We start from the raw sequence: 17,728 nt of genomic DNA, 5'->3' as shown, positions 1-17,728 counted from the left end.
ATTTCGCGGAGCGGCCCTCAGGCCACCAGAGCTTCGGCCTTCTTGAGATCGACCGACACCAGCTGCGACACACCCTGTTCGGCCATTGTCACGCCAAACAGGCGATCCATCCGGCTCATCGTGACCGCGTGATGCGTGATGATCAGGAAACGGGTTTCGGTCTGCCGGCACATCTCGTCCAGCAAGTCGCAGAACCGCGTGACATTGGCATCGTCCAAAGGCGCGTCGACCTCGTCCAGCACACAGATCGGTGCCGGGTTGGCCAGGAACACCCCAAAGATCAGGGCCAGCGCCGTCAACGTCTGCTCGCCCCCGGACAACAGGCTCAGCGTCGACAGTTTCTTGCCCGGCGGCTGACACATGATCTCAAGCCCCGCATCCAGCGGATCGTCGCTTTCGACCATGACCAGATTGGCCTCTCCACCGCCAAAGAGGTGCTTGAACAGCATCGAGAAATTGCTGTTCACCTGCTCGAACGCGGTCAGCAGACGCTCGCGCCCTTCGCGGTTCAGGCTGGAAATGCCGCTGCGCAGGGTCTTGATCGCCTCTTCGAGGTCGGTCTTTTCCTGCACCAGCGTGTCGTGTTCTTCCTGAACCTCCTTGGCGTCTTCCTCTGCCCGCAGGTTCACCGCACCCAAAGCATCACGCTGACGTTTCAGCCGGTTCACCTCGGCCTCCAGATGATCCGCATGGGGCATCTCATCGGGGTTCACGTCCAGCCGGGTCAGCAACTGGTTGGGCGTAAGTTGCTGATCATCCGCAATCCGCTCGGCCGCCGCCGCGACGGTCTCCTTGGCGGCCTCTGCCAGGGCTTCGGCACGCGCGCGGGCTTCGCGCGCTTCCGAGGCCATGCGCTCGGCGTCACGCTCGGCCTGCAGCGCGGCGCGCTGCGCGGCTTCACCCTCGGACAAGGCGTTGGCCGCATCCGCCTTGCGGGCCTCGGCCTGGGTGATCTCTCCGGCAAGGGCCGCGCGTTTGGCTGCGATCTCTTCGGGGGCCACACGTGCCTCGGCCAGTTCCGCCTCGGATGTTTCCTTGCGCGTCGTCAGCTCGGCGATCCGCTTTTCTGCGGTCTCCAACCGGTGCTTCCAGCCGCTGATCTCCTTGGTGACCTGTTGCGCGCGACCGACGCGGGCTTCGCCTTCACGGCGCAGCTCATCATGGGCCGATCGCTTGGCCATCATGGTCATCCGCGCGGCTTCGACGGTGATCTTGATGTCTTCGACCTCGGCGCGCGCCTCATCCAGATTGCCCAGACCCGCCGCAGCCTGTTCCGCCTCGCGCAGCTGAAGCCGCGCCGCCGTGGCGTCTTCCTTGTGGCGCGTCACCGCAAGGTTCATGGTTTCCAGCCGGCCCTCGGCCAGATTGCGATCCGCCTCGGCCCGGCTCAACGCCCGGCCTGCATCGGCCACCTGAGTGTCTGCCTCGCGACGCGCCTGCCGCGCGGCGCGGTCCACTTCGGTCAACTCGGCCAGCCGCCTTGTCAAAGCCTCATGCGCCAGACGCGCCGCATCGGCCCGTGCGCCGACGCGCTCCATATCCTGCTTGAGCCCTTCCAGCCGGTTCAGCTGCTCAAGCCGCAGGGCCGCGGCACTGGGCGCATCCTCGGCCCAGGCACGATAGCCGTCCCAGCGCCACAAATCGCCGTCAATCGACACCAGCCGCTGGCCCGGCTGCAACAGCGGCTGCAGGCGCGGCCCGTCATCGCCGTCCACCAGCCCGATCTGGGTGATCCGCCGGATCAGGGCCTTGGGCACCGTCACGAAGGCCGCCAGCTGCTGCACCCCATCGGGCAGGCGCTGGTTCTGGGCATAGGGCGGCAAACTGGTCCAACCCGAAGGCCCGTCCTCATCGACCACAGGGGCGCGCAGATCATCCGCCAGCGCGGCACCCAAGGCCTTTTCATAGCCCGGAGTGACCGTCAGCTGGTCCAGCACCTGACCATCTTCCGAGGCATCCCGCTGCACCAGCTTGGCCAGCGCCGACACCTCGGCGCGCAGGGCCCCCATCTCGCCTTCGGCTTCCGACCGCTGGGCGCGGGCCTCGGCTTCGCGGGTCTGTGTCTCGCCGCGCGCGATATCTGCGGCATTCAGCGCTTCATCCGCGCGCTCGGCCAGCACCTGCGCCTCGGCTTCGGCCTTGCGCGCGCGCTCCTGATCCGCGGTGGATGTGTTCAACGCCTCCTGGGCGGCAGCCACCGCCGCCCGCGCCTTTTCCGCTTCGCCTTCGGAACGGGCCAGGGTCTTGCGGCTGTCATCCAGCAAGCGCTGTGCAGATTGGTGACGCGCCGCCAGCCGGGCCACATCTTCGGTGATCTGGCTCAGACTGGTTTCGCGGTTCTGCAGGGTGATCGCCGCCTCATGAGCCACCTCGGCCGCATCCGCCAGGCGCTTGTCATGCCCCTCCGAGGCCTTGGCCAGCTCGCGGGCTTCCCATTCCAGCCGCTCGATCGTTTCGCCGGCATCGCGGTTCAGGCCACCCTCGCGGTCGATATCCCGGGCCAGCTGTTCAATCCGGCTCTGCAAGGTCTCGATCATGTCGCGCGCGCGGGTTTCCTCGTCCGTCAGACGGTCACGCTGCACGACAAGGCGCTGCAACACGGCAGCGGCAATCGCTTCTTCTTCGCGCAGCGGCGGAAGTGCCTCGTCGGATTTCAGCCGGGCCGCCCCCGCCTGGCGCGCGGCGGTCTCGGCCTGCGATGCTTCGGTTGTGCGGCCGCGCAGGGTATCCTCGGCCTTGGAGCGCGCCTCGTCCGCCTCGCGCCAGCGCCGATACAGCAACATGCCCTCGGAAGCACGCAGCTCTTCACCGATCTCGCGATAGCGCGCCGCCTGCCGCGCCTGCCGCGCCAATTGCTGAAGCTGATTTGCCAGTTGCTCGATGACATCATCAACCCGGGCCAGATTGTTCTCGGCCCCTTTCAACTTGAGCTCGGCCTCGTGACGGCGCTGATAAAGCCCGCTGATCCCGGCGGCCTCTTCCAGAATACGCCGCCGCGCCTTGGGTTTGGCGTTGATCAGCTCGGAAATCCGCCCCTGCCCGACAAGTGCAGGCGAATGCGCCCCGGTCGAGGCATCGGCGAACAGCATCTGTACATCGCGTGCGCGCACATCCTTGCCATTGGTCTTGTAGGCACTGCCCACGTCCCGCGTGATCCGGCGCACGACTTCCAGCATATCCGTGTCGTTAAAGCCAGCAGGTGCCAGCCGGTCGCTATTGTCGATCTGCAGCGCGACCTCGGCAAAATTGCGCGCCGGACGCGTCGAGGCCCCGGCAAAGATCACGTCCTCCATCCCGCCACCGCGCATCGAGGTGGGACGGTTTTCGCCCATGACCCACCGCAGCGCTTCCAGCAGATTGGACTTGCCACAGCCATTGGGGCCCACCACGCCGGTCAGCCCATCCGATATGATCAGATCGGTCGGATCGACAAAGCTTTTGAAGCCTGTGAGCCTGAGCTTGGAAAACCGCACCGATGGGACTCCGTGATTCCGGTTGAACGCCTAGCGTGACGGGTCAAACCCCATGCTGTCAACGCCTCAACCGCTGCATATGGAAGCGCTTGGGCGGTTATCCACAAGATATTGACGCTTTTCCCGCCTAAATCGCGATGCAATCATAATCGGCAAACCGCGGCTCCCCCTCCAGCCGCAACGGATCATCTATGCGTTCGCACTCAAGCGCCAAACCCGGTTGCGGTTGATAATCGACGTTGCGCCCGCCGCAATCCAGCTGCCCCAACATCAGCGCCTGATCGCCGGTGACCCGCGTGACACGGCATCCGCTCACCAGCGCCATGGCCGTGGCCGCCCGGCCCTCGATCGGACCCAGCCGGGGGGCATACTGCATGTTGATGCGGATCGCTTCGGCCAAGTCGCCGCGCAGGCGCACATCGAAGGTCGAGCCCTCGACGCTGATACGCTGCGCCACAGCGCCCCGAAACGGCATGGTGGGCGTGTTGCACGCCGCCAGCGCGACGGACAGAGACATGATGAAACCCCGCATCCGGCCATCCTGCGCGAGGTTGGTTAACAAAGCGTTGCGATGCCCGCGGTGCTTTCGATTGCAGCAGGGGCCATCTGGTCATATATTTTGACCAAACCAGCGAGGCCACATGCCCTTCGAACCCGTTCAATCCGAGAAACTCTCGACTTCCGTCGTTCGCCAGATCGAAGGCCTGATCCTGCGCGGCATCCTGCGGCCCGGCGAACGCCTGCCCTCGGAGCGGGAGCTTGCCGAACGGCTGGGTGTCTCGCGCCCCTCTCTGCGCGACGCATTGGCCGAGCTTCAGGAGCAGGGCCTGCTGGCCACCCGCGCCAGCTCGGGCGTCTATGTCGCCGAAGTCCTCGGCTCGGCCTTCTCGCCCGCCCTCACGCGGCTCTTTGCAACCCATGAAGAGGCTGTGTTTGACTACCTCTCGTTTCGCCGCGACATGGAAGGACTGGCCGCCGAGCGCGCAGCCCGCATGGCCTCGGACAGCGACCTCAAGGTCATTCAGGTGATCTTCGACAAGATGGTCACGGCCCATGCCAAGAGAAACCCGCAGGACGAAGCGGCCCTGGACGCGCAGTTTCACACCGCCATCATCGAAGCGAGCCATAATGTCGTCATGCTGCACATGATGCGCGCGATGTTCGATCTGTTGCGCGAAGGTGTGTTTTACAACCGTCAGGTCATGTTCAGATTGCGCACCACCCGCGAAGCCCTTCTGGATCAGCACCGCGCCATCAACACCGCCCTGCAAAACCGCGACCCCGCCGCCGCCCGCGCCGCCATCGACACGCATCTGAACTATGTGGTGCAGGCGCTCAGCGAACAGCAGCGGATGGAGAAGAACGAAAAGGTCGCGCGCAAACGTCTCAAGCAGGAACTGGGAACCTAATACTCGAAAGGCTCGGGATCGCCGTAACCATTGCGCCCCTCGTCACTGGGCTGGATATAGAAATAGATCAGGACAAGGGCACCGATCACCGGGACCAGGCTGATCAGCATCCACCAGCCGCGCCGATTGGTATCATGCAGCCTGCGCACGCTCACTGCGATATTGGGCAGGATCAACGCAAGCAGAACCACCACCGACAAAGGCTTGCCCGCCTCCTCCGCCCAAAGCCCGAACCCCATCACCGGCGCGATTATCAGACCGTCAATCAGCTGCGTGACGCACAGCAGCAGGAACAGCGCCAGCATCCAGAGCCAGAATTCAGGCCGCGAGGCCCGGCCCGAAAAGATCGCATATTTCGACAGAACGGTTTTGACTGCGGGTTTCACTCGATTCACCTCTCACGCTCAGACATCAGCCACCGGCTCCGACACGCGGATGCCTCTCCACATAGGAGAGGCCGGTGCAAAGTTTGAGCCCGCCTTGATGAAAAAAGCCCCGGTGCCGGGCATGGCATCGGGGCTTTGTTCCTGGATCAACCCTGGGGCTGTTTCAGTGCAGCTTGGCATCCACTTCGCCAATCGCATCGTCGATCAGCTTATTGGCCGCAGCCGCCGAGATATCCTTGGCGATGACTTCACGCGCAGTCGCGATGGCAACGGTGATCGCCTGATCGCGCACTTCGCGCACAGCCGATGCCTGCGCCGAAGCGATCTGATCCTCGGCAGTCGCCATGCGGCGCGCGATGGAAGCCTGCAGATCAGCCTTGGCCTGTTCCGCGGCCATTGCGGCCTCTTCACGGGCAGCGGCAACGATTTTCTCGGCCTGCTCCTGCATCTCTCTCTGCTTGCGCTCGTAAGAGGCCAGCAATGTCTGCGCCTCTTCACGCAGCGCGCGCGCTTCGTCCAGCTCGGACTTGATGCCGTCGGCGCGCTTGTCCAGCATGGCGCTCAGCATTCCGGGCACTTTGAAGTAGAAGATCACGCCAATGAACAGGATGAACGAGATCAGGACCACGAAATCGGTATTGGCGAGCGAAAAGAACGGTCCGGATGCAGCAAGCGCAGGGCTTGCAACGCCGGCCGAGAAGATGATGGCGAGTGTGTTGCGCATGATCTTATCCCTTGACCCGAGCATCGACCGCAGCCGCGATGGTTTTGGCATCTGTCTTGCCACCCATGGCCGCAACGATTTCCAGGGCTGTGTCTTTCGCCACTTCCCTCACGCTTTCCAGCGCACCGGCGCGGATCTCGGCAATCGCTTTTGCCGATTCAGCCGAACGTGCGCTGATCTCGGCATCCGCCTTGGCGATGGCCTCATCCAGATCAGCCTGGATTTCGGCCCGTGCCTCTGCGGAAATGCGTTGCGCCTCCGAGCGGGCCTCGGCCAGAGCGCGGTTATACGCCTCTTCGGCTTCGACCGCCTGTTGCTTCAGGTCTTCCGCCTTGGCGATGTCATTCGTGATCGTCCCCTGACGCTCGGCCAACACCGCCCCGATCCGGGGCAGGGCAACGCGCGACAGGATCAGATAGATCGCAACAAGCGTCAGAACCAGCCAGAAGATCTGGTTGGGGAATGTAGAGAAATCCAACTGTGGCATGCCGGGTCCGGCAGCTTTTTCCACGGCGTTTGTTGTCTCGGTAGCCATGTCGTCCTCCTTGGGAAGGGGCCATTACATCGGACGGCGCTGAGACGCGCCGCCCGACCGTAAGGATGAGACTTCCGAAGGGTCTTAGACGGCGAACATCAGCAGCAGAGCGACGAGGAAGGCGAAGATGCCCAGCGCTTCTGCGAATGCGATGCCGATGAAGAGTGTTGCGGTCTGACCGGCAGCTGCCGACGGATTGCGCAGCGCGCCTGCCAGGAAGTTACCTGCCACGTGGCCCACACCGATAGCAGCGGCACCCGAGCCGATTGCCGCGAGGCCTGCGCCGATGAATTGACCGAGTTCTGCGATATTGCCTTCCATGTCCTTAGTCTCCTTACGATGGAATGATGTATATAGCGGTATCGTGGGTCTGTTGACCCACCATTAGTGATGCGGGTGAAGTGCGTCCTTGAGGTACACACAGGTCAGAATGGTAAAGACATAGGCCTGAATGGCCGACACCAGCACCTCAAGACCATAGATCGCGATGACGCCGAAGATGGCGACCGGCGCGATGGCCGTGACCTGCGCAAAGCCGGCGAACACTTTCAGAACCGCGTGTCCGGCCATCATGTTGCCGGCAAGACGGATCGAATGGCTCACAGGCCGCACGAAATATGAGATCAGCTCGATGATCGCCAGAACGGGGCGCAGCGCCAAAGGCGCGCTCGCCACCCAAAACAGGCTCAGAAAGCTTGTGCCGTTCTTGACAAAGCCCAGGATCGTCACGGCGATGAACACGCCAAAGCCCATGACCGCGGTGACCGCGATATGCGACGTCGTGGTGAAGGACATCGGGATCAGGCCCAGGAAGTTGGCGCAGAGGATGAACAGGAACAGCGTCATGATATACGGGAAATACTTGATCCCGTCTTTCCCGGTCACATCCTCGACCATCTTGTAGACAAATCCATAGGCCAGCTCGGCAATGGACTGACCGCGCGATGGCACGATGGCCCGCTTCGAGGTGGTCAGCACCATCAGCGCCGTCACGGCCAGAACCGACAGGAACAGCCACAGCGTGACATTGGTTGGCGTGTACCAGCTGATCGTATCGCCGCCAAAAAGCGCCGAAACCTCAAACTGCTTCATCGGGTCAAAAGAAAGACCGCCACCTGCTGCTTCGGTTGCCACGTTCTAAGTCCTCTCGTCGTCGGCCGGGCTATCGGCCTCTTTGTCCCGCTCGGCCTGGTCGGCCAACTGTTTTTCCTGAACCTCCTTCGCCGAGCGCATCATCGTCTGGATGCCGGCCGCGAAGCCCAGAAAGATAAACACGATCATCAGCCACGGAGAGGTGCCAAACAGCGCATCCAGCCCATAGCCAATCCCGAACCCGATGCCCAAACCGGCAACCAGCTCGATCACCATCCGCCAGGCCAGTTGCGCCTGGGAATAATGCTCGTCCATTCTCGGCTCTGGTGCCTGCGCCCCCTTGGCGGCGGCGATCCGGGCCTCCAGCTCAGCCAATTTCTGCTTCTGGTCTGGCTCCGTCACGCGGGCATCATCCCCTTGGATGGTTTGGTGATGTGCTATTGCTTGTCGGGGCATGAGTCAATCGCCCGCTGCGGCGCGGAAAATTCCGCCCAAGTCATTGCTATAAAACGATTTACCGTCACACCCGACTCGGCCAGCCAATCCGCCGCAGGCCCGATCGGGCAGGTTTCGGGCCGATCTGCATATTCAACCAAATGGTTGACGATTATCCGCCCATGTGGTCAGCCCCTTGCATGATCGCAGATCTTGATACCGTCTTTGCCGCCCTCGCCGACCCCACCCGGCGGCAAATCCTCGTCATGTTGCTCGAAGACGACATGGCCGTGACCGATGTGGCCGAACCGTTCGAGATGTCGCTGGCCGCAATCTCCAAACACCTGACGATCCTGACCCGTGCAGGCCTGATCAGCCAGGACAAACGCGGCCGCGTGAAATGGTGCAAGCTCGAACCGGACGCCATGCGGGACGCCTCGATCTGGATGCAAAGCTTTGGCCAGTTCGAAGCGGTGCATCTGGATGCCTTCGAACGCTTTCTGGAAATCGAACTGAAGCCCGACGACGACTGAGCCGCAAGGGCCCGCCTATGCCTCGCTGTCCTTGAGCAGCAGCAAAAGCGCAAGGATCGTCAGCGCCACCCCGCCCAGCACAAGCCCGCGCGGCGCGCCATTGCCAAGGCCGATCTCCCAGAGGATCACCCAACTGGGCGTGAGATATGTATAGGCCATCACCTTTGCCGATGGCAGCCGCAGGGTGGCGAACTGCAACAACACGAATGTCGCCGATGAGGCAAAGACCGCTATGTAAACCAGCGTGATCCAAACGATCACAGGCAGGTTCGCCCAATCCGTGGCCCGGATGTCGCTCCAGCCCCAGGCGGTCAGGATAACGCAGCCCGCCAGCAGCATGCCGAAGGTAAAGACCACGGCAGGCTCTCCCCGGTTCAGCTTGCGCACCATCGGCGTATAAAGCGCATGTGCCACGCAGCCCCAGAAATAGATGAACTCCCCCTGCCCGATCCGAAAGGCGCGCAGCGCCGCAAGATCCGCGCGGAAAATCACCCAAAGCGCTCCCGCCGCCCCGATCGATAAGGCCAGCGCCATGCGCGCCGTGGTGATCTGGCGCATCAGCAGATAGCCGAAGCCCGCCGCCAGGATCGGCGTCAGGGTGAACACGGCCGCAGCGCTTACCGGCGGCGCGGTCTTGAGCCCCTCGAACATCAGCACGAAATAGACCGCGAACAGCCCGCCCAGAACAAGGTACCTCCAGGGCGCGGCAAAGGCCGCCCTGTTCAGCGTGCCCATGGCCAGCGCCGCAGAGCCGATCACCACCGCCGCAAGCGCAAATCGCGCCGCATTGATCGCAGCCGGCGCGATCTCGTTCGCCGCCATGGATCCCAGCGAAAACGACCCCGCCACAAGCGCCGAGAACAACAACATGGCCGCATGGCCCTTCAGGGCAGGGCTCATGTCTTCCAGTCCCGTGCATAGTCTTTCAGGAACGCCAGAAAGGCCTGCACCTTGATCGTGCGGTGCAGATCCACATGCGTCACCAGCCACAGCTGGGCCGCCCATTCATCCAGTGGCGGGTGTATCTCTACCAGATCCGGCGAACCCGCCGCCTCCCACAGCGACACGAACCCGATCCCCGCGCCTTCCTGAACGGCCTGCGTCAAGGCCTGGTCATCGGTCGAGCGAAACTTGATCGCCTCGACAGGCACATGCGCGCGCAGCCACCGGCTGAAGGGCGCGCGACTGCTGGCATTGTCAGTATCGACAAAGCGATGCTGCGCGAACGCGTCGATCGACTCGGGCACACCATATCGCTCCACATAGTCGCGGCTGGCATAAAGCCCCATGGCCATCGTGACGAAGGGCTGCACCACATTGTCCGGCTGATCCGGAGCCGACCCGGCCCGGATCGCCACATGCGCCTCGCCATATTCCAGCCGAAACAGACGCGTGCCGGTCAGATATCGCACGATGACACTGTCATGGGCCTTCTGAAACGCCGCCAGCGCAGGGGCAAGCAACGGCCCCAGCGAATCCAGCGAGGTCACCACCAGCTCGCCGGATACATCGCTCCCCCGCCCCTTGATCCGCCCCGCCAACTGGTTGAACTGATCCTCCGTCGCCTGGGCGACGCGCAACAGATCCTCTCCCGCCTCGGTCGGAGTATAGCCGCGCGCATGGCGCTGAAACAGCTTGACGCCCAACCGCCCCTCCAGCGCATCGACATGGCGGATCACCGTGGCATGATGCACGCCCAGTTCCTCGGCCGCGCCGCTGACAGTGCCCTTGCGCGCAACCTGAAAGGCGGTTCTGACTTCGTCCCAGTTGTCCATCCAAACCTCACCCGTGTTCTGTGCGCGTGCTCACACATACCAGGATTCATCCAGCGTTGCGTTCGCCTTGGCAAGAACCATTTCCGGCCCCCCTCGGATCGCGCGCCGCCGCCCGACCAAGCAAACCAACCCGATATCTTGACTCGCGCCCCCGCGCCCTCTATCAGCCGCCTCACATCCGGAAGACCTGTCTCTTCCGGTCCCCTCCAGACAGGGGATCGCCCTCCACCAGCGCGTTGCGCCCGTGGGGGCGTTTGTGCATTGAACCGTCCCTGCCTATCTGATGGGGGCACATGACAACCGGCAAAGGAGACCGAGACATGTTTGAAAATCTATCCGAACGTCTCTCCGGCGTCTTTGACCGGCTGACCAAACAGGGCGCGCTTTCCGAAGACGACGTCAAGACCGCCCTGCGCGAAGTCCGCGTCGCCCTACTCGAGGCCGATGTCTCCCTCCCCGTGGCGCGCGATTTCGTCAAGGCCGTGCAGGACAAGGCCACCGGCCAGGCCGTGACCAAATCCGTCACACCGGGCCAGCAGGTCGTCAAGATCGTGCATGACGAACTGGTCCATGTGCTCAGGGGCGACGATGATCCCGGCGCGCTGAAGATCGACAACCCGCCCGCGCCCATCCTGATGGTGGGCCTGCAGGGCTCGGGTAAAACGACCACCACCGCCAAACTGGCCAAACGGCTGAAGGACCGCGAGGGCAAGAAGGTCCTCATGGCCTCGCTCGACACCAATCGCCCCGCGGCGATGGAGCAACTGGCGATCCTCGGTGCCCAGATCGGCGTCGACACCCTGCCCATCGTCAAGGGCGAAGACCCGGTGGCCATCGCCCGGCGCGCCAAGACCCAGGCCTCGCTTGGCGGATATGACGTCTACATGCTGGATACGGCCGGTCGCCTGCATATCGATCAGGAACTGATCGCACAGGCCGCAGCCGTGCGCGACGTTGCCAATCCGCGCGAAACCCTGCTTGTGGTGGACGGGCTCACCGGCCAGGACGCGGTCAATGTCGCGACGGAATTCGACGACAAGATCGGTGTGACCGGTGTCGTGCTGACGCGCATGGACGGCGACGGTCGTGGCGGCGCGGCGCTCTCGATGCGCGCGGTGACCGGCAAACCCATCCGGTTCGTCGGTTTGGGCGAAAAGCTGGACGCCATCGAGACCTTCGAACCCGACCGCGTCGCGGGCCGGATCCTCGGCATGGGCGACATCGTCGCCCTGGTCGAGCGTGCACAGGAAACCATCGAGGCCGAACAGGCCGAAAAGATGATGCGCCGCATGGCCAAGGGTCAGTTCAACATGAACGACCTCAAGATGCAGCTTGAACAGATGATCAAGATGGGCGGCATGGAAGGCATGATGGGCATGATGCCCGGCATGGGAAAGATGGCCGCCCAGGTCAAGGACGCGGGTTTCGACGACAAGATCCTGCGCCAGCAGATCGCCCTGATCCAATCCATGACCAAACGCGAACGCGCCAACCCGCAACTGCTGCAGGCCAGCCGCAAGAAGCGCATCGCCAAGGGCTCGGGCATGGAAGTGTCCGACCTCAACAAGCTGCTGAAGATGCACCGCCAGATGTCGGACATGATGAAAAAGCTCGGCAAGGGCAAAGGTGGCATGATGAAACAGGCGATGAAAGCGATGATGGGCAAGGGCGGCATGGACCCGGCCGCCATGGCGCAAGGCATGGATCCCAAGGCGCTGGAAGCAGCCGCCAAGCAGATGGGCGGCAAACTGCCCGGTCTGGGCGGCGGCATGTCCCTGCCTCCGGGCCTGTCGGGTTTCGGGAAAAAGAAATGACCCGCCCCTTCTTCTTGCTTCAAATACGGCCCGCAACGCCCAAGGCCCAGGCCATGCGCCGCCAGTTGCGCGCAGAGGCTGTGGCGCAATGACCACCAGCTTCGTCATACCGACGCTGGAAACCCCGCGTCTTGTCCTGCGCGCGCCCGGCCTTGAGGATTTTGCGCCCATGACCGCGTTCTATGCCACGGATCACGCGAAATTCGTGGGCGGCCCGCTGACGGCGGAACTGGCATGGCGCGCGCTGGCGATGGAAGCCGGGCATTGGCTGCTGCAAGGCTTTGGCCGCTGGACGATCGTCGAAAAGGACACAGGCAAATGGGTCGGCATGACCGGTCTGTGGTTCCCGGACGGGTTTCCCGAACAGGAACTGGGCTGGGATCTGGCCGAACATGCGACCGGCAAGGGTTATGCCACCGAAGCCGCCACCGCCGCGCGCGCCTATGCCTATGACGTGCTGGGTTGGACGACGCTGATCAGCCTCGTGGCCGATGGCAACGAGGCATCCGCTGCCGTGGCGCGCCGCCTCGGAGCCAGCCTCGATGGCCGCTTCACCCATGCCCGTTTCGGGGCGATGGATCTCTATCGCCATCCCGGCCCCGAGGCTCTGAACAGCGATGATGACGGCTCGGTAGAGGCTTACGCATGACCTCCGTGACCATCCCCACGTTGGAAACCCGCCGTCTGATCCTGCGCGGACCCGAGCCCGAGGATTATCCGGACTTCAAAGCGACGTTCACCAGCTATCGCGCGCGGTTCATGGGCGGGCCGCTCAATGCCTATGAAAGCTGGATGCTCTATGCCGCCGAGATCGGCCACTGGATGATCCGCGGCTATGGCATGTGGATGATCCACGACAAGGCAACCGATCAGACCTATGGCATGGCCGGTGGCTGGAAACCTGCCCAGTGGCCCGAGGCAGAACTGGCCTGGGTGATCTGGCCCGGCGCGCAGGGCCACGGCTATGCGCTGGAAGCGACCCATGCGGCGCGGGCCTATCTCTATCGCAACGGCTGGGAGGGTGCGGTCAGCTATATCGACCCCAAGAACCTCGACAGCATCCGGCTTGCCGAACGGCTGGGTGCCAAGAAGGACGCCGAGGCGGCCTCGATCGACGGCAATGACGCCGTTTACCGCCATCCTTCGCCGGCCCAGCTCAAGGACACGCAACTGGCCCATGGCATCGACATGGAGATCGCCCATTATGCCGATCCGCTGTTCAAACCGAAAGGATGGGCGCTTGACTGACCCTCACCAATCAGGGCGCGCGTATGCACGGGGTGTGTACGGAGTGTGTACAGCCTGTGCATCGCCCCTTTTGCCCGCCGGAGACACCGCATGAGCGACACCACCACCCGCGCCGCCGACCTGCTCAAAGAGCATCGCGAAAGCATCGACAGGCTCGACGCGATCCTGATCTATACATTGGGTGAACGCTTCAAGCACACCCAGTCCGTCGGCCGCCTCAAGGCCGAACACGACCTTCCCCCGTCCGATCCCGCCCGCGAAGCGGCCCAGATCGCACGGCTCGAAGACCTGGCAGAGCGGGCCAATCTGGACCCGGAATTTGCCAAGAAGTTCCTGCGCTTCGTCATCGACGAAGTGATCCGTCACCACGAAAGACACCAATCCTGAGGCTGGGCCAACCCCACCTCGACACCGCCATTCAAAGGAGAAACTCACAATGGCTATGAAAATCCGACTGGCCCGCGGCGGGTCCAAGAAACGCCCATCCTACCGCATCGTTGCTGCCGACAGCCGCATGCCCCGCGATGGCCGCTTCATCGAGAAACTGGGCACCTATAACCCGCTGCTCGCCAAGGACAGCGAAGAGCGCGTCAAGATGAACATGGAGCGCGTTCAGTACTGGCTGGACCAGGGCGCACAGCCCACCGACCGCGTCGCGCGTTTCCTCGAAGCCGCTGGCGCTATTGAGAAAAAAGAGCGTGCGAACCTTCTGAAAGGCGAGCCCGGCAAGAAAGCCAAAGCGCGCGTCGAAGAAAAGGCCGCCAAGGCAGCAGCAGCCGCTGAAGCCGCCGCAGCCCCGGCCGAAGAAGCGCCTGCAGAAGAAGCGCCCGCATAAGAAGCAGCAACAGAAGAAACCGCAGGATAAGCACGCGCCTGCGTGTGTGTTTCGCAAGGAGGCAGCGTCACCGCGCTGCCTCCTGTCGTTTGCGCGCCGCAGATTGCACACGGATTGCAACCCGCCCGGGTTGACGCGCGCCGTTTAATGGATACCTGCTGTTTCTTGGTGGGTTGTTTGAAGACAGGGACATGAAATCGCATGGTCACATCTGACATGATCTGCGTTGGCGCAATCGGCGGCTCTTACGGCGTGCGCGGCGAAGTGCGCCTGAAAAGCTTCTGTGCCACCCCCTCCGACATTGCCGATTACAGCCCGCTTTCCAATGAGGATGGCAGCAGAAGCTTCACACTCAGCCTGACCCGCCCGATCAAGAACGGCTTCGCGGGCAGGATCGCCGGCGTCTTGACGAAAGAAGAAGCCGACGCCCTCAAGGGCGTGCAGCTCTATGCCCGCCGCGACCAGCTGCCCTCGCTTCCTGATGACGAGTATTACCACGCAGACCTCATCGGCATCCAGGTGGTCGACACCGGCGGTGCGGAACTTGGATATGTGAAATCTGTCCAGAACCATGGGGCCGGAGACTTGCTGGAACTGCATAGCCCGGCGCTGTCTACAACGGTCTTGCTGCCCTTTACACTCGAGGCCGTGCCAACGGTCGATCTGGTCTCGGGACGCATCGTCGCCGATCCGCCAGAAGGGCTGTTCTGAGGATGCCGCGCCGTGTCGTCATCCATGCCGGGTTTCACAAGACCGGCACGACCTCGATACAGCAAACGCTCAAACTGAACCGTCCACTGCTCAAGAGCGTGATGCGCAGCGTGCTGCGTCCGGGCATGAAGGATCTGGTCAGCGCCGCGCGCGGCTTTTCCGGTTACGGCGATGCGCTCTCGCGCGCCAAATTCCACAATCGTTTCGGTTCGTTCCTCTATGAACAACCGCCCATGCGCCGCCGCGTGCTGTGCCTGTCGGCGGAAGAGCTGTCGGGTCATCTGCCGGGCCGTCCCAACGTGCCGACCTATCGCGCCGCCGTTGATCTGGCGGTCGATATGGCCGCCGGGGTCAAACTGGTGTTTCCCCAGGCGGAACTGGTGTTCTTCTATACCACCCGCAATCCGGATGATTGGCTGGCCAGCGCCTATTCGGAACATGTGAAATCCTCCTCAATGACGATGGAGTTCGACGAATTCGCCACCCGTTTTCGCAGCGCCGCCGATCTCGACAGCATCATCGAGCAAGTCGCCGGGGCGGTGTCGGGCCGAGTCATTCAGTCTCGGCTGGAAGAAACGCTTGATGACACGTTTGGCCCCGCCAGCCGCCTGCTTGATATCTGCGAAGTCCCCCAGGATCTGCGCGATCGGATGACCCGCCCCGATCCGGCAAATCGCCGTCCGGATCACAGCGTGATGGCCGAACTGCTCAAGGCCAACCGGACCATCAAGAACAAGACCGCCCTCAAGGCCGTCAAGCAGGATATCCTTGCCCAGGCGCGCAAAGGCCCCGTATAGCGCAGCCATGACAGATACCCCCAATCGCGCCCAGGGGCGCAAATCCATCAGCGTCAGCGTCAAGCCGCGCGCCCTCATGACCGATACGCCGGATCTGCATGGCGTGTGGAAAGCCACCGTCATCACGCTGTTCCCCGAAGCCTTTCCGGGCATCCTTGGACTCAGCCTGACCGGCAAGGCGTTGAAAGAGGGGCTCTGGCAACTCGACACCATAGACCTGCGCCGGCATGGCATCGGCAAACACCGCAATGTGGATGACACCCCCGCCGGAGGTGGTGCCGGCATGGTGCTGCGCGCCGACGTCATGGGCCCGGCCATCGACGAGGCCCGACGCGGGGCCAAGGGCCATCATCCGCTGATCTATCTCAGCCCGCGTGGCCGCCCGATGGATCAGCAACTGATGCAAAATCTCGCCCGCAACGATGGGGTCACCCTGATCTGTGGCCGCTTTGAAGGCCTCGATGAGAGGGTCATCCAGCATTACGGAATCCAGGAAGTCTCGCTTGGGGATTTCGTGATGACCGGCGGCGAACTTGCCGCGCAGGCTCTGATTGATGCCACCGTGCGCCTGCTGCCCGGGGTTTTGGGCAACGCCGCCTCGACACAGGAAGAAAGCTTTTCTTCCGGGCTGCTGGAACATCCGCAATACACCCGTCCCGCAGAATGGCTCGGTCACGAAATCCCCGACATCCTGATGTCCGGCCATCATGAAAAGATCGCCGAATGGCGCCGCCAGCAGTCCGAAGAGATCACCAGGGCACGCCGCCCCGACCTTTGGGAGCGCTACACCTCCAGGAAGCAGGACTGACCTCGCCGTATTGCCTTGCCTGTCTCCGGGGCCCGGTGTCAGGCACCACCAAAGCCCGACCGCCACCACCCCTCCGCTTAGCCCTTGATCGCATCCGTGCTTGGCCCTATACGACCCCAGAGGTTCGGAATCGCTTGTGCGGCTCCGGCCTTTTGGTTTTGTCAGACCGCGCGCTCCGGGCTTCTTCACCCAAAATGTGCAGCGGGAAAACCGATAGACAAGGAATGATGACCTGCATCTCTGGCGGGCGGCCGATGGGCCGGACCCGGTGAAGACCAAGAGCTCTGAGGCACGCAAATCTTCGTGGATCAACCACGAGCCAGTATAGGAGATGATCAGATGAACCTGATCGCACAGATCGAGGCGGAACAAATCGCCGCCCTGGGGAAAACCATCCCCGATTTCAAAGCCGGTGACACCATCCGTGTCGGCTTCAAGGTGACCGAAGGGACGCGCAGCCGTATCCAGAACTATGAAGGTGTGTGCATCGCGCGCAACAACGGCAAAGGCATCGCCGGGTCGTTCACCGTTCGCAAGATTTCCTTCGGTGAAGGCGTGGAACGTGTGTTCCCGCTCTACTCGACCAACATCGACAGCATCGAAGTCGTGCGCCGTGGCCGTGTGCGCCGCGCGAAACTGTATTACCTGCGCTCGCGTCGCGGCAAATCGGCCCGTATCGCAGAAGACTCAACCTACAAGCCCCTCAAGGGCGCCGACGCGTAAGGATTGGCACGATGAAAAAAGAGATCCATCCCGATTATCACCTCATCGACGTCAAGATGACCGATGGAACCATAATTCAGATGAAATCGACCTGGGGTGCCGAAGGCGACACCCTGTCGCTGGACATCGACCCCACAGTGCACCCGGCATGGACAGGCGGCAACTCGCGTCTGATGGATACCGGTGGCCGCGTGTCGAAGTTCAAGAAGAAATACGAAGGCCTGGGCTTCTAAACCCCGCCTGTGTTGGCAAACTGAAAACGCCGTGCAGCCTGCGCGGCGTTTTTTCATATGTGCAGGCGATATGGCGGGACCTTTGCGCAAGCAGGCGCATCCGCAAGGCGCAGGCCCTGAACGCACGGCACGGGCCCGCCCTCTTTAGCAGCAGCCATGTCACAATACCGGGCACTTGCGCGCAACAGCGCTTCCCT

Annotated in this window: 22 protein-coding genes; 12 read left to right on the top strand and 10 right to left on the bottom strand. The window is 62.8% G+C overall.

What is annotated here, in order from left to right:
* Positions 1-17: 17 nt before the first annotated feature.
* Both smc and WAO69_RS03560 read right to left on the bottom strand, forming a co-directional pair.
* Complete coding sequence (smc, locus tag WAO69_RS03565; RefSeq protein ID WP_422176674.1) at positions 18-3,473, bottom strand: chromosome segregation protein SMC; 3,456 nt, start codon at positions 3,471-3,473, stop codon at positions 18-20.
* A 127-nt stretch (positions 3,474-3,600) separates the two neighbouring features.
* Positions 3,601-3,990, bottom strand: a complete 390-nt coding sequence (locus WAO69_RS03560; RefSeq protein ID WP_422176673.1) for a hypothetical protein — start codon at positions 3,988-3,990, stop codon at positions 3,601-3,603.
* A 124-nt stretch (positions 3,991-4,114) separates the two neighbouring features.
* Between WAO69_RS03560 and WAO69_RS03555 the strand changes: the two genes are divergently transcribed.
* Positions 4,115-4,882: a FadR/GntR family transcriptional regulator gene (locus tag WAO69_RS03555; RefSeq protein ID WP_422176672.1), complete on the top strand. Its 768-nt coding sequence runs from the start codon at positions 4,115-4,117 to the stop codon at positions 4,880-4,882.
* Here WAO69_RS03555 and WAO69_RS03550 read toward each other — a convergent pair.
* The 6 genes from WAO69_RS03550 to WAO69_RS03525 form a co-directional block, all read right to left on the bottom strand.
* The gene (locus WAO69_RS03550) at positions 4,879-5,268 is read right to left on the bottom strand and encodes a DUF805 domain-containing protein (protein ID WP_422176671.1); all 390 of its coding nucleotides are present in this window, start codon (positions 5,266-5,268) and stop codon (positions 4,879-4,881) included. The two genes, WAO69_RS03555 and WAO69_RS03550, sit on opposite strands and share 4 nt — an antisense overlap.
* A gap of 163 nt (positions 5,269-5,431) precedes the next feature.
* Positions 5,432-5,992 (bottom strand): F0F1 ATP synthase subunit B, encoded by a 561-nt coding sequence (locus tag WAO69_RS03545; protein ID WP_422176670.1) that lies wholly within the window; start codon positions 5,990-5,992, stop codon positions 5,432-5,434.
* 4 nt (positions 5,993-5,996) lie between these two features.
* Positions 5,997-6,527, bottom strand: coding sequence for a F0F1 ATP synthase subunit B' (locus WAO69_RS03540; RefSeq protein WP_422176669.1), 531 nt, complete (start codon positions 6,525-6,527; stop codon positions 5,997-5,999).
* Positions 6,528-6,611: 84 nt separating this feature from the next.
* Positions 6,612-6,848 carry a F0F1 ATP synthase subunit C gene (locus tag WAO69_RS03535; protein WP_050928673.1) on the bottom strand — a complete coding sequence of 79 codons (237 nt, stop codon included), beginning with the start codon at positions 6,846-6,848 and terminating at the stop codon, positions 6,612-6,614.
* A gap of 63 nt (positions 6,849-6,911) precedes the next feature.
* A complete protein-coding gene (locus WAO69_RS03530; protein WP_422176668.1) occupies positions 6,912-7,661 on the bottom strand; it encodes a F0F1 ATP synthase subunit A in 750 nt (249 codons plus the stop codon).
* A 3-nt stretch (positions 7,662-7,664) separates the two neighbouring features.
* Positions 7,665-8,021, bottom strand: coding sequence for an AtpZ/AtpI family protein (locus tag WAO69_RS03525; protein WP_422176667.1), 357 nt, complete (start codon positions 8,019-8,021; stop codon positions 7,665-7,667).
* A gap of 233 nt (positions 8,022-8,254) precedes the next feature.
* Here WAO69_RS03525 and WAO69_RS03520 point away from each other — a divergent pair, with 233 nt between their 5' ends.
* Positions 8,255-8,587 (top strand): ArsR/SmtB family transcription factor, encoded by a 333-nt coding sequence (locus tag WAO69_RS03520; protein ID WP_422176666.1) that lies wholly within the window; start codon positions 8,255-8,257, stop codon positions 8,585-8,587.
* A 15-nt stretch (positions 8,588-8,602) separates the two neighbouring features.
* Here the strand turns inward: WAO69_RS03520 and WAO69_RS03515 are convergent, their stop codons facing one another.
* On the bottom strand, positions 8,603-9,487 hold the full coding sequence (locus WAO69_RS03515) for a DMT family transporter (protein WP_422176665.1): 885 nt from the start codon (positions 9,485-9,487) through the stop codon (positions 8,603-8,605).
* Positions 9,484-10,362 (bottom strand): LysR family transcriptional regulator, encoded by an 879-nt coding sequence (locus tag WAO69_RS03510; RefSeq protein ID WP_422176664.1) that lies wholly within the window; start codon positions 10,360-10,362, stop codon positions 9,484-9,486. Before WAO69_RS03510 ends, WAO69_RS03515 begins: the two co-directional genes overlap by 4 nt.
* A 320-nt stretch (positions 10,363-10,682) precedes the next feature.
* On the opposite strand from WAO69_RS03510, the gene ffh reads away from it, so the two are divergent.
* From ffh to rpmE, 10 genes are all read left to right on the top strand, one after another.
* Positions 10,683-12,176: a signal recognition particle protein gene (gene ffh, locus WAO69_RS03505; RefSeq protein ID WP_422176663.1), complete on the top strand. Its 1,494-nt coding sequence runs from the start codon at positions 10,683-10,685 to the stop codon at positions 12,174-12,176.
* An 88-nt stretch (positions 12,177-12,264) separates the two neighbouring features.
* Positions 12,265-12,825, top strand: coding sequence for a GNAT family N-acetyltransferase (locus tag WAO69_RS03500; RefSeq protein WP_422176662.1), 561 nt, complete (start codon positions 12,265-12,267; stop codon positions 12,823-12,825).
* A complete protein-coding gene (locus WAO69_RS03495) occupies positions 12,822-13,424 on the top strand; it encodes a GNAT family N-acetyltransferase (RefSeq protein ID WP_422176661.1) in 603 nt (200 codons plus the stop codon). The genes WAO69_RS03500 and WAO69_RS03495 overlap by 4 nt, the downstream gene beginning before the upstream one ends.
* A 90-nt stretch (positions 13,425-13,514) precedes the next feature.
* The gene (locus tag WAO69_RS03490; protein WP_422176660.1) at positions 13,515-13,811 is read left to right on the top strand and encodes a chorismate mutase; all 297 of its coding nucleotides are present in this window, start codon (positions 13,515-13,517) and stop codon (positions 13,809-13,811) included.
* Between the two features lie 49 nt (positions 13,812-13,860).
* On the top strand, positions 13,861-14,259 hold the full coding sequence (rpsP, locus tag WAO69_RS03485) for a 30S ribosomal protein S16 (RefSeq protein WP_422176659.1): 399 nt from the start codon (positions 13,861-13,863) through the stop codon (positions 14,257-14,259).
* Between the two features lie 201 nt (positions 14,260-14,460).
* Positions 14,461-14,970, top strand: a complete 510-nt coding sequence (gene rimM, locus WAO69_RS03480) for a ribosome maturation factor RimM (protein ID WP_422176658.1) — start codon at positions 14,461-14,463, stop codon at positions 14,968-14,970.
* Between the two features lie 2 nt (positions 14,971-14,972).
* Complete coding sequence (locus WAO69_RS03475; protein WP_422176657.1) at positions 14,973-15,767, top strand: hypothetical protein; 795 nt, start codon at positions 14,973-14,975, stop codon at positions 15,765-15,767.
* 7 nt (positions 15,768-15,774) lie between these two features.
* The gene (trmD, locus tag WAO69_RS03470; protein WP_422176656.1) at positions 15,775-16,575 is read left to right on the top strand and encodes a tRNA (guanosine(37)-N1)-methyltransferase TrmD; all 801 of its coding nucleotides are present in this window, start codon (positions 15,775-15,777) and stop codon (positions 16,573-16,575) included.
* A gap of 339 nt (positions 16,576-16,914) precedes the next feature.
* The gene (rplS, locus tag WAO69_RS03465; protein ID WP_422176655.1) at positions 16,915-17,298 is read left to right on the top strand and encodes a 50S ribosomal protein L19; all 384 of its coding nucleotides are present in this window, start codon (positions 16,915-16,917) and stop codon (positions 17,296-17,298) included.
* Between the two features lie 11 nt (positions 17,299-17,309).
* A complete protein-coding gene (gene rpmE / locus WAO69_RS03460) occupies positions 17,310-17,531 on the top strand; it encodes a 50S ribosomal protein L31 (protein ID WP_422176654.1) in 222 nt (73 codons plus the stop codon).
* Positions 17,532-17,728 lie beyond the last annotated feature (197 nt).

The organism is Aestuariivita sp., from assembly GCF_049276915.1.
In the GTDB taxonomy this organism is placed as follows: Bacteria; Pseudomonadota; Alphaproteobacteria; order Rhodobacterales; family Rhodobacteraceae; genus Aestuariivita.
The sequence above is the reverse complement of the archived record's forward strand: the minus strand, read 5'-3'. Positions and strand labels throughout refer to the sequence as shown.

Coding starts and splice junctions, on each gene's coding strand:
- rimM (WP_422176658.1), top strand. CDS start 14,461: ATGGTCACATCTGACATGATCTGCGTTGGCGCAATCGGCGGCTCTTAC.
- WAO69_RS03475 (WP_422176657.1), top strand. CDS start 14,973: ATGCCGCGCCGTGTCGTCATCCATGCCGGGTTTCACAAGACCGGCACG.
- WAO69_RS03500 (WP_422176662.1), top strand. CDS start 12,265: ATGACCACCAGCTTCGTCATACCGACGCTGGAAACCCCGCGTCTTGTC.
- WAO69_RS03540 (WP_422176669.1), bottom strand. CDS start 6,527: ATGGCTACCGAGACAACAAACGCCGTGGAAAAAGCTGCCGGACCCGGC.
- WAO69_RS03555 (WP_422176672.1), top strand. CDS start 4,115: ATGCCCTTCGAACCCGTTCAATCCGAGAAACTCTCGACTTCCGTCGTT.
- WAO69_RS03490 (WP_422176660.1), top strand. CDS start 13,515: ATGAGCGACACCACCACCCGCGCCGCCGACCTGCTCAAAGAGCATCGC.
- WAO69_RS03520 (WP_422176666.1), top strand. CDS start 8,255: ATGATCGCAGATCTTGATACCGTCTTTGCCGCCCTCGCCGACCCCACC.
- WAO69_RS03495 (WP_422176661.1), top strand. CDS start 12,822: ATGACCTCCGTGACCATCCCCACGTTGGAAACCCGCCGTCTGATCCTG.
- ffh (WP_422176663.1), top strand. CDS start 10,683: ATGTTTGAAAATCTATCCGAACGTCTCTCCGGCGTCTTTGACCGGCTG.
- WAO69_RS03560 (WP_422176673.1), bottom strand. CDS start 3,990: ATGTCTCTGTCCGTCGCGCTGGCGGCGTGCAACACGCCCACCATGCCG.
- rplS (WP_422176655.1), top strand. CDS start 16,915: ATGAACCTGATCGCACAGATCGAGGCGGAACAAATCGCCGCCCTGGGG.
- WAO69_RS03535 (WP_050928673.1), bottom strand. CDS start 6,848: ATGGAAGGCAATATCGCAGAACTCGGTCAATTCATCGGCGCAGGCCTC.
- trmD (WP_422176656.1), top strand. CDS start 15,775: ATGACAGATACCCCCAATCGCGCCCAGGGGCGCAAATCCATCAGCGTC.
- rpsP (WP_422176659.1), top strand. CDS start 13,861: ATGGCTATGAAAATCCGACTGGCCCGCGGCGGGTCCAAGAAACGCCCA.
- WAO69_RS03515 (WP_422176665.1), bottom strand. CDS start 9,487: ATGAGCCCTGCCCTGAAGGGCCATGCGGCCATGTTGTTGTTCTCGGCG.
- WAO69_RS03545 (WP_422176670.1), bottom strand. CDS start 5,992: ATGCGCAACACACTCGCCATCATCTTCTCGGCCGGCGTTGCAAGCCCT.
- rpmE (WP_422176654.1), top strand. CDS start 17,310: ATGAAAAAAGAGATCCATCCCGATTATCACCTCATCGACGTCAAGATG.
- WAO69_RS03510 (WP_422176664.1), bottom strand. CDS start 10,362: ATGGACAACTGGGACGAAGTCAGAACCGCCTTTCAGGTTGCGCGCAAG.